Source organism: Micromonospora sp. B9E7 (assembly GCF_039871815.1).
Taxonomy (GTDB): domain Bacteria; phylum Actinomycetota; class Actinomycetes; order Mycobacteriales; family Micromonosporaceae; genus Micromonospora.
The window spans coordinates 184,532-193,218 of record NZ_JBDPLX010000013.1 but is presented as its reverse complement, the minus strand read 5'-3'; the positions used below and the strand labels follow the sequence as shown (position 1 = coordinate 193,218).

Annotated in this window: 8 protein-coding genes; 6 read left to right on the top strand and 2 right to left on the bottom strand. The window is 72.9% G+C overall.

Annotation, left to right across the window (positions count from 1 at the left end; translation table 11 throughout):
- Positions 1 to 187: 187 nt before the first annotated feature.
- Positions 188 to 1,504 carry a D-arabinono-1,4-lactone oxidase gene (locus tag ABGB10_RS21630; protein WP_347662693.1) on the bottom strand — a complete coding sequence of 439 codons (1,317 nt, stop codon included), beginning with the start codon at positions 1,502 to 1,504 and terminating at the stop codon, positions 188 to 190.
- Positions 1,505 to 1,730: 226 nt separating this feature from the next.
- Between ABGB10_RS21630 and ABGB10_RS21625 the strand changes: the two genes are divergently transcribed.
- Entirely contained in the window at positions 1,731 to 2,327 is a 597-nt protein-coding gene (locus ABGB10_RS21625; RefSeq protein WP_347662703.1) for a TetR/AcrR family transcriptional regulator, read from the top strand.
- A 30-nt stretch (positions 2,328 to 2,357) separates the two neighbouring features.
- Here ABGB10_RS21625 and ABGB10_RS21620 read toward each other — a convergent pair whose 3' ends face one another.
- Entirely contained in the window at positions 2,358 to 3,566 is a 1,209-nt protein-coding gene (locus ABGB10_RS21620) for an amino acid deaminase/aldolase (RefSeq protein ID WP_347662692.1), read from the bottom strand.
- A gap of 317 nt (positions 3,567 to 3,883) precedes the next feature.
- Here ABGB10_RS21620 and tmk point away from each other — a divergent pair, with 317 nt between their 5' ends.
- The 5 genes from tmk (at position 3,884) to ABGB10_RS21595 (ending at position 8,669) form a co-directional block, all read left to right on the top strand.
- Positions 3,884 to 5,974: a dTMP kinase gene (tmk, locus tag ABGB10_RS21615; protein ID WP_347662702.1), complete on the top strand. Its 2,091-nt coding sequence runs from the start codon at positions 3,884 to 3,886 to the stop codon at positions 5,972 to 5,974.
- Positions 5,974 to 7,236 carry a DNA polymerase III subunit delta' gene (locus ABGB10_RS21610; protein ID WP_347662691.1) on the top strand — a complete coding sequence of 421 codons (1,263 nt, stop codon included), beginning with the start codon at positions 5,974 to 5,976 and terminating at the stop codon, positions 7,234 to 7,236. Before tmk ends, ABGB10_RS21610 begins: the two co-directional genes overlap by 1 nt.
- A 122-nt stretch (positions 7,237 to 7,358) precedes the next feature.
- Positions 7,359 to 7,688, top strand: a complete 330-nt coding sequence (locus tag ABGB10_RS21605) for a YbaB/EbfC family nucleoid-associated protein (RefSeq protein ID WP_053659404.1) — start codon at positions 7,359 to 7,361, stop codon at positions 7,686 to 7,688.
- Between the two features lies 1 nt (position 7,689).
- Entirely contained in the window at positions 7,690 to 7,995 is a 306-nt protein-coding gene (locus tag ABGB10_RS21600; protein WP_347662690.1) for a hypothetical protein, read from the top strand.
- Positions 7,995 to 8,669: a hypothetical protein gene (locus tag ABGB10_RS21595; protein WP_347662689.1), complete on the top strand. Its 675-nt coding sequence runs from the start codon at positions 7,995 to 7,997 to the stop codon at positions 8,667 to 8,669. The genes ABGB10_RS21600 and ABGB10_RS21595 overlap by 1 nt, the downstream gene beginning before the upstream one ends.
- Positions 8,670 to 8,687: the final 18 nt, after the last annotated feature.

Sequence of the window (8,687 nt, the reverse complement as noted above, 5' to 3'; positions counted from 1 at the left end):
TTCAACCGGCTCAAGCAGTGCCGCAGCGTCGCGACCCGTTACGACAAGACCGCGACCTCGTTCCAGGCCACAGTCACTATCGCCGCGCTACTCCAATGGTTGTGAACCTTTGAAGACACTGCCTAGGTCGGGCCGCTAGGTCGGGCCGCTCGGTCGGGCCGCTCGGTCGGGCCGCTTGGCGGGGCCGTCAGGCGCCGAGGACGTGGGTCAGGTGGGGGTTGGTGAAGACCCGGTTCGGGTCCAGGCGGTCGCGGACGGCCTGGAAGTCGGCGAAGCGGGGATACGCGTCGGCCAGCGACGCGGCGTCGCGGTAGTGCATCTTGCCCCAGTGCGGCCGGCCGCCCAGCCCGGCGGCCACCTCCTCGAAGGCCCGGAAGTACGGCTCGTAGGGCATGCCGACGTACTGGTGCACGGCGATGTAGGCGTTGTCCCGCCCGTAGCCGTGGGAGAGCCAGATGTCGTCGGCGGCGGTGAAGCGCACCTCCACCGGGAAGAGCACCTTGAACGGCAGCCCGTCCACGATCCGCCGGAGGGCGGTGAGCGCCTCGGGCAGTGCCTCGCGGGGCAGGCCGTACTCCATCTCCATGAAGCGGACCCGGCGTGGGGTGCAGAACACCCGGTCGGAGCGGCCGGTGTACCGACGTTCGGTGAGGGCGCGGGCGGAGACCGCGCTGATCCCCGGGGCCAGCGCGGGCACGGCCCGGCCGAGCCGGCAGGCACCGGCGAAGACGGTGTTGGACAGGAAGTCGTCGTCCAGCCAGCCACGCCAGCGGGGCAGTGGCCGGTCGTTGGCGGGTACCCGATCGTTGGTCTTGACCTGGACCCGCGCGGTGTAGGGGAACCAGTAGAACTCGACGTGGTCGTGGCTGCCGACAAGCGCGGGCAGGTCGCCGAGCACGTCGGCCATCTCGGCCGGGCGTTCGTGGGCGTGCAGGACGAAGGCGTCCACGCAACGCAGGGTCACCTCGACCAGTACGCCGAGCGCGCCGAGGGACACCCGGGCGGCGGCGAGGACGTCGGGATTCTCGTCGGCGGAGCAGCGCAGCACCTCGCCGGTGCCGGTGACCAGGGTGATCGCCTCGACGAAGGTGGACAGGCATCCGTAGCCGGCACCGGTGCCGTGGGTGCCCGTGGAGATCGCCCCGGCGACGGTCTGCGCGTCGATGTCTCCGAGGTTGGGCAGCGCGAGGCCGTGTCGGGCGAGCAGGCCGTTGAGCGTGTGCAGGGTCATTCCCGCCGGTACGGTGACCAACCGGTGTGCGACGTCGACGCTGACCTGGGTGTCCAGCTCGGACAGTTCCATCCGGCGATCGTCGGCGAGTGCGACGGCGGTGAACGAGTGGCCGCTGCCCGTCACGCGGATCCGACCGCCGGTGGCGGCGGCGTCCAGGACGGCTTCTGCGACGTCGGTCGGCGAGCCGGGGCGCAGGATCGTGGTGGCACTGCCACGCTGGTTGCCGGCCCAGTTGGACCATGTGGCGGTGAGCGATGCGGTGCCGACCATGCGCGCTCCTCATTCATGAATATGAACTGACTTCATATCAGGAACGTTGTACCTGGTAAATACCGCAATTGCGATCCGCTCGTTGTACCGGTAGTCACGGACTCGTGACGTGGAGATATGTTCATCCGTCGAAGGGGGGTGGCGCAGAGTGTCCACACCAGCCGCCACGACCGGTCCGCTGCGCCGCGTACCGGTGCAGGGTCGAAGTGTCGCGCGGGTACAGCGCATGTTGGATGCCTGCGCCGAACTCGTCGACGAGGTGGGGTACGAAGGGCTGACCACGACCCTGCTCGCCGAGCGGGCCGAGGTGGCGATCGGGTCGGTGTACCAGTTCTTCCCGGACAAGCGGGCGATCGTGCAGGCGTTGACCCTGCGCACGATGGAGTCCTACCTCCAGCGCCTCGACGAGCGGTTCGCCTCCGACGAGATGACCCACTGGTGGGACGGCGTCGACGCGGGGATCGACGAGTACATCACGATGCACCGCACCGTTCCCGGCTTCCGGACCCTGCACTTCGGCGACGTGGTCGACCTGCACCTGCTCGACGAGCAGCGGGACAACAACGGCGTGATCGCCGACCAGTTGGCCCGGGTGCTCACCGAGCGTTTCGGGCTGACCGACGTACCGAAGCTGCGCTTCGTCCTGGAGATCGCGGTCGAGGCGGCGGACGCGCTGATCAAGCTCGCGTTCCGGCGCAACTCCGACGGCGACGAGCGGGTGCTGCTCGAGGCGAAGGCACTGATCCGGGAGTACCTGCATCGGCAGGTCGACGGCACGGACAGCGGTCGGCCCGCCGCCGAGCAGCAGGCCCAACCCGCCTGATCCGTGCTCCTGGCCCGGGGTGGGCGCGGGTCAGAGGAACGCCTGCCCCTCACCCCGGTAGGTGGGCACGGTCCCCACGACCGCATCCCCCTCGACCAGGTGCAGCTCGTTGACCCGTTCACACAGCTCACCGGCCTTGGCGTGCCGGAACCACACCCGGTCGCCGACGCGCAGGGTGGCCGCCGCCGCGCCGGACAGCGGGGTCTGCACCTCGCCGGCGCCCTCGGTGCCGACCAGCTTGAGCCCGGCCGGCAGCCACGGTCGAGGTAGCCGGCTGTCGGCGGCCGGGCCGGAGGCGATCCAGCCGCCCCCGAGCACCGTCGCCAGCTCCGGCGTCGGCCGGCGGACCACCGCGCAGGCGAAGAAGGCGGCCGGCGTGGGTCGCCAGGCGCGGTACGCGTCGAACAGCGTCGGCCCGTACAGGCCCGATCCCGCGGTGACCTCCGTTACCGCGGGGTCGGCGCTGGTCGCCGCCACGCTGCCGGTGCCGCCACCGTTGACGAACTCCAGGTCGGCGTGCTCGCGTACCGCGGCCACCGCCGCACCCCGGCGGGCCAGCAACTCGCGGTACGACCCGCGCTGGGCCAGTCTGATTGCGCCGGCCAGCAGCGTCTGCCCGGGCGGCGCGTCGCCCAGGCCGGCGATCTGCGCCTCGTACGACATCAGCCCGACCAGCCGGAAACCGGCCCGGCCGGCGACGGTGGCGGCGAGCGCGCCGGCCGCCCGTGCGCTGTGCACCGGTGAGCGGCGGACGCCGATGTGCACCCGCCCTCGTATCGGCCGCCAGGAGGCGTCCAGGTCGAGGCAGATTCGCAGCTCGGCGCGCTGCCCGGGGGCGCGGACGGCGTCGATCAGGTCGAGTTGTCCGGTGCCGTCGATCATCAGGGTGATCGCGGCGGCCAGGGTCGGGTCGGCGGCCAGCTCGGCGAGCGCAGCCCGGTCCGCGCTCGGGTACGCGACCAGGACGTCGTCGCTCACACCGGCGCGGACCAGCCAGATCGCCTCGGGCAGGGTGAACGCCATGATCCCCTGCCAGCCGGGCCGGGTGAGGGCCCGATTGATCAACTCCCGGCTGCGCACCGACTTGCTGGCCAGGCGGACCGGTTTGCCGGCGGCGCGCTCGGCCAGGGCGGCCGAGTTGGCGTCGAAGGCGGTGAGGTCGACCACGGCGTAGGGCGGGTCGAGGTGAGCGGTCGCCCGATCCAGGCGCTCGCGAAGTTTGTCGCTTTCGATGGCCACGTGTGCACGCTAACTGTCCGACGGTGAATGCGAAATACCCTCGCGTACGTCCGGGCTGCGGTCGGTGGCTTCGGCGGCCTAGGCTCAGCGAGCAGGAGAATGTCGCCGGTGGGGTGGCCCCCCACCGGGTCTAGAGTGTTCCACCGGAGGCGCCCAGCGATGGGCCGGCACGTGGAGGTACGGCCATCGAAAGCCAGAACAGCGGCGAGTCGCCCGGCGTGTCGCGCTCCGGCGGCCGGTCCGACGCCGCTGCCAATCAGCCCAGCGGCGGCCAGGTCGATCCGTCCGGCTATGCCGCCATCCGGTCCGTTCTGCGCATCCAGCCGTTCCGCCGGCTCTGGATCGTGCTCGGCGCGGCCTCGTTCGGCGACTGGCTCGGCCTGCTGGCCACCGCTCTCTTCGCCGCCTCGCAGGTCCAGGGCAGCACCGCCCAGGGTGCGGCGTTCGGTGGGGTTACCGCGATCCGGCTGCTGCCCGCGCTGGTGCTCGGGCCGATCGCCGGCGTACTCGCCGACCGGTTCGACCGGCGCTGGACGATGGTCATCTGTGACCTGCTGCGCTTCGTGCTCTTCGCCTCCATCCCGCTCTACGCCCTCACCGGAGCCGCAGGCGGCCTGGTGGTCGGCTGGGCGCTGATCGCCACCTTCCTGATCGAGTCGCTCACCCTGCTCTGGATCCCGGCCAAGGAGGCCGCGGTCCCCAACCTGATCCCGCGCGCCCGGCTGGAGGCGGCCAACCAGCTCACCCTGATCACCACGTACGGCCTCACTCCGGTCGCCGCCGCCATCGGCCTTGCCGTGCTCGACCGTGGCGTCCGTGGTGCCGTCGGCGGCGACCTGCCCTCCTGGGCCGAGCCGGCCCAGCTTGCGCTCTGGATCAACTCCTTCTCCCGGCTCGCCACCGCACTGGTGGTGGCGTTCGGGATCAAGGAGATCAGCGATGCGCAGCGCGGTGAGGCCGAGCGTGCCGAGCAGAGCATGTTCCGGCAGTTCTCCGAGGGCTGGAAGTACATCGGCCAGACCCCGCTCGTCCGTGGCCTGGTGCTGGGCATCTTCGGCGCGTTCGCCGGTGGCGGCATCGTGGTCGGCACGGCCAAGTTCTTCGCCAACTCGCTGGGCGCTGGCGACGCCGCGTTCTCACTGCTCTTCGGTGCCATCTTCGTCGGTCTGGCGCTCGGCATCGGGCTCGGTCCGATGATCGTCAAGGAGATGTCCCGGCGCCGCTGGTTCGGCATGAGCATCGTGCTCGCCAGCGCCGCCGTGATGACCCTCGCCTTCGCCATCCATTTGTCCATGGCGATCGTCGGCGCGGTGCTGGTCGGCGCCGGTGCCGGGATGGCATTCCTGGCCGGCACGACGCTGCTGGGCGGCGAGGTGGCCGACGAGGTGCGCGGCCGGGTCTTCGCCGTGGTGCAGATCGGCACCCGGCTGGTGCTGATCCTGGCCATCGGGCTGAGCAGCGTGCTGGTCGGCGTCGGCGGCTCCCGTAAGTTGGCCATCGCCGACCTGGGCGTGTCCATCTCCTCGACCCGGCTGCTGCTGCTCGCCGCCGGTGCCGCCGGCATCTTCGCCGGGATCAGCGCGTTCGGCCAGATGGACGACAAGAAGGGCGTCCCGGTCCTCGCCGACCTGTGGGGCTCCATCCGGGGTCGCCCGCTGATGCCCGCCGAGCCGTTCGTCTCCGCCGGGCTCTTCGTGGTCTTCGAGGGTGGCGAGGGCGCGGGCAAGTCCACCCAGCTCGCCGCGCTCGCCGAGCGGCTGCGCGGTCACGGCCGAGAGGTCGTGGTCACCCGCGAGCCGGGGGCCACCGGCGTCGGGCGGCGAATCCGGTCGCTGGTCCTGGACACCTCCGGCGACGACGCGCCCTCCCCCCGGGCCGAAGCGCTGCTCTACGCCGCCGACCGGGCGCACCACGTGGCCACCGTCGTCCGGCCCGCGCTGGTTCGGGGTGGCGTGGTGATCAGTGACCGGTACGTCGACTCGTCCCTGGCGTACCAGGGCGCCGGCCGGACGCTGCCCGTCGACGAGGTCTCCTGGCTCTCCTCCTGGGCCACCGGTGGGCTCAAGCCCGACCTGGTGGTGCTGCTGGACGTCGAGCCGCGCACCGGTCTGTCCCGGGTGGCTTCGCGCAACACCGGCACCGACCGGCTGGAGGCCGAGTCGATCGCTTTCCACGAGCGCGTCCGGTACGCGTTCCTCGACCTCGCCGCCGCCGACCCGAAGCGCTATCTGGTGCTCGACGCGTCCCGGCCGGCCGACGAGATCGCCGCGCTGGTGGTCCGGCGGGTCGAGGAGATGCACGGCAGGCCGGGCGGCATCGTGCACCCCCGGCCGGCGCAGGGCCCGGACACCTCGGTGCAGCCCGAGTTATCCGACGCGGAGCTGGTGACGATGGAGCACAAGACCTGATGCCGGACGTCTTCGCCGACCTGGTCGGTCAGGACGAGGCGGTGGCCGAGCTGCGCCGGGCCGCCGCCGCCGCGGCCGCCGTGCTGCGCGCGGGCGCGGCCGACCAGGCACCCGCGCTGATCGGCGACGCCGACTCCGCGCTCGCTGACGATGCCGCCCCCGGCGGGGTGGACCCGGCCGCCGGGATGACGCACGCCTGGATCTTCACCGGCCCGCCCGGCTCCGGCCGATCGGTCGCCGCCCGGGCGTTCGCCGCCGCGCTCGAGTGCGTGCACGGCACCGGCTGTGGTGAGTGCCCCGGCTGCCGTACCACGATGGGCGGCACCCACGCCGACGTCCGACTGGTGGTGCCGGAAGGGCTCTCCATCGGCGTCAACGAGATGCGCGCGCTGGTGCTGCGAGCGGCCAGCACCCCCTCCGGTGGGCGCTGGCAGGTGGTGGTCATCGAGGACGCCGACCGGCTCACCGAGGCCGCCGGCAACGCGCTGCTCAAGGCGATCGAGGAACCTCCGCCGCGTACGGTCTTCCTGCTCTGCGCCCCGTCCACCCACCCGGACGACATTTCGGTGACCATCCGGTCGCGCTGTCGCGTCGTACCCCTGCGGCAGCCACCGGCCGCCGCGGTGGCCGAGGTACTGGTCCGTCGGGACGGCATCACGCCCGACGTGGCGCAGTGGGCGGCGGCGGCCGCGCAGGGGCACGTGGGTCGGGCCCGCCGCCTGGCCCGCGACCCGGAGGCGCGCAAACGGCGCGAGGCGGTGCTCGCGGTGCCGCGCCGGTTGACAGGTGTCGGCGCGGCGTTCGACGCGGCGTCCGCGCTGATCGAGGCAGCCGAGGCGGAGGCCGAGGCGTCGGTCACCGAGGCCGACGCGGCCGAGCGGGCGGCGCTGGAGACCGCGCTCGGCGCGGGTGGCACCGGCCGGGGCGCGTCCGGCGCGATACGGGGTGCCGCCGGCCAGCTCAAGGAGTTGGAGAAGCGGCAGAAGTCCCGGGCCACCCGGGCCCAGCGGGACGCGCTGGACCGGGCGCTTGTCGACCTGGCGGGCTTCTACCGGGACGCGCTCACCATGGCGCTGCGCGCGCCCGTCGCCCCGGTGCACACCGACACCGCCGCGTTGGCCGGTGCCGGCGCGCAGAAGTGGGACGCCGAGGGGGCGCTGCGGCGGCTGGAGGCCGTGCTCGCCTGCCGGTCGGCGATCGAGGCGAACGTGAAGCCGCGGATCGCGGTCGAGGCGATGATGCTCGCCCTCTGGAAGGGCTGACCCGCACTTCCCGGCCGTTGTCCACAGGCATCGACAGGCCCGATTGCGGTGCGGTACGGTCCCTGTGTCGTGGTGACGGTGGCAGCACACTGAGTGAGGGATCACCCGGGAGGAGTCGGCCGATGCCGCGGGGGGAGATCGACGAAGCCTGGATCGAGGAGGCGGTGCGGCGCTACCGCCGCATCGAGTCGCTACAGGCCGAGTTCGACCAGGCGGTGTCGACCGTCGAGGTGACCGTGCGGTCCCCGGACGGTCTGGTCGAGGTGGTGGTCACCGCCGGTGGGCGGATCACCGACGTCCGGTTCCTCGGGCCGCTGCACAGCCGCAGCCCTCGGGATGTGGCCGGCTCCGTGCAGGCCGCGGTCACCGCAGCGGCCGACGCCGCCGAATGGGCCCGGGAAAAGCTGCACAACGAGACGTTCGCCGCCTACCGACCGCTCGCGGGAGCCTGAGATGGACACACTGCGCGCGCTCTCCGCCCGGCTGGACGAGGCGAGCGCCACGCTCACCGCCGTTTCGCACACCGTCACCGCCACCGATCCGGCCCAGGCCGCGTTCGGTGCCGATGCCCCGGGTCGGCCCGGCGAGATCGGTCGCGCGTTGCACCGGCAGTGGACCACCGCCACCGACGACCGGGCGCGCGAGGCCCGCGCCGCCGCCGGTCGACTGGCCACCGCCGCCTCGGCCGTGCGGGAGGCCGCCGACCGCTATGCCGACGTCGACCGGGCGGCCCGCCGCAGGCTCGCCGGAGAGCCGTGATGGACGCGCTGGACCGGCTCGCCGAGCCCGGCCTCGACCTGCTGCGCCGGGTGGACACCCTGATCGCCGCGGGCGTCCCGGAGGGGCACCGGGTCTGGCCGCTGCTGCGCCGGATGCAGGTGCTGCCGGGCGACGCGGTGCGCGGCTTCCTCGACCTCCACCCCGCGCCGCTCGCCAGCGCCGGGCACGCGGTGCGCCGGCTCGTCCGAGGGTACGACGACGTCTCCGCCGCGCTCACCGACTCGGTGCTCTGGTCCGGCCCGGCCGCCACGGCGTACGGGCAGCAGCGGGCGGCACTGCTGCACCACCTCGACGAGGGGCCGGACAGCCTGGTCGGGCGGCTCGAATCCACAGCTGGCTACGCCGACGCGCTCGCCGACTGGGTGGAGGGAAGCCGACTCGCGCTGGCCCGGACCCTGGCCGACGTGCTTCGTTCGGCGGAAGCGGTCGCAGTGGTCGCCGCCACCGGTGTGTCGACGCGGTCAGGGCCGGTCGGCCCCGGTGTCGCCGACGCGGCCGAGATCGCCGCACGGGTGCTGGCGGTGCTCTGCGTGGCGTACGACGGTGCGGAGACGCTGCTGCGTCAGTGGGCGCCGAGCCTCGCCGAGGTGGCGTGGCGGCCGTCAGTGGAGGGGCGCCCTCGATACGACCAGCCCACCCGGGTCGGCTGGTAGCCGGGTCCCGTCCTCCGG

What these genes read in the sequence shown, in the direction of transcription:
- ABGB10_RS21595 (WP_347662689.1), top strand. Translation starts at nt 7,995, where the DNA reads ATGGACGCGCTGGACCGGCTCGCCGAGCCCGGCCTCGACCTGCTGCGC.
- ABGB10_RS21625 (WP_347662703.1), top strand. Translation starts at nt 1,731, where the DNA reads ATGTTGGATGCCTGCGCCGAACTCGTCGACGAGGTGGGGTACGAAGGG.
- ABGB10_RS21630 (WP_347662693.1), bottom strand. Translation starts at nt 1,504, where the DNA reads ATGGTCGGCACCGCATCGCTCACCGCCACATGGTCCAACTGGGCCGGC.
- ABGB10_RS21605 (WP_053659404.1), top strand. Translation starts at nt 7,359, where the DNA reads ATGCCGCGGGGGGAGATCGACGAAGCCTGGATCGAGGAGGCGGTGCGG.
- ABGB10_RS21610 (WP_347662691.1), top strand. Translation starts at nt 5,974, where the DNA reads ATGCCGGACGTCTTCGCCGACCTGGTCGGTCAGGACGAGGCGGTGGCC.
- ABGB10_RS21600 (WP_347662690.1), top strand. Translation starts at nt 7,690, where the DNA reads ATGGACACACTGCGCGCGCTCTCCGCCCGGCTGGACGAGGCGAGCGCC.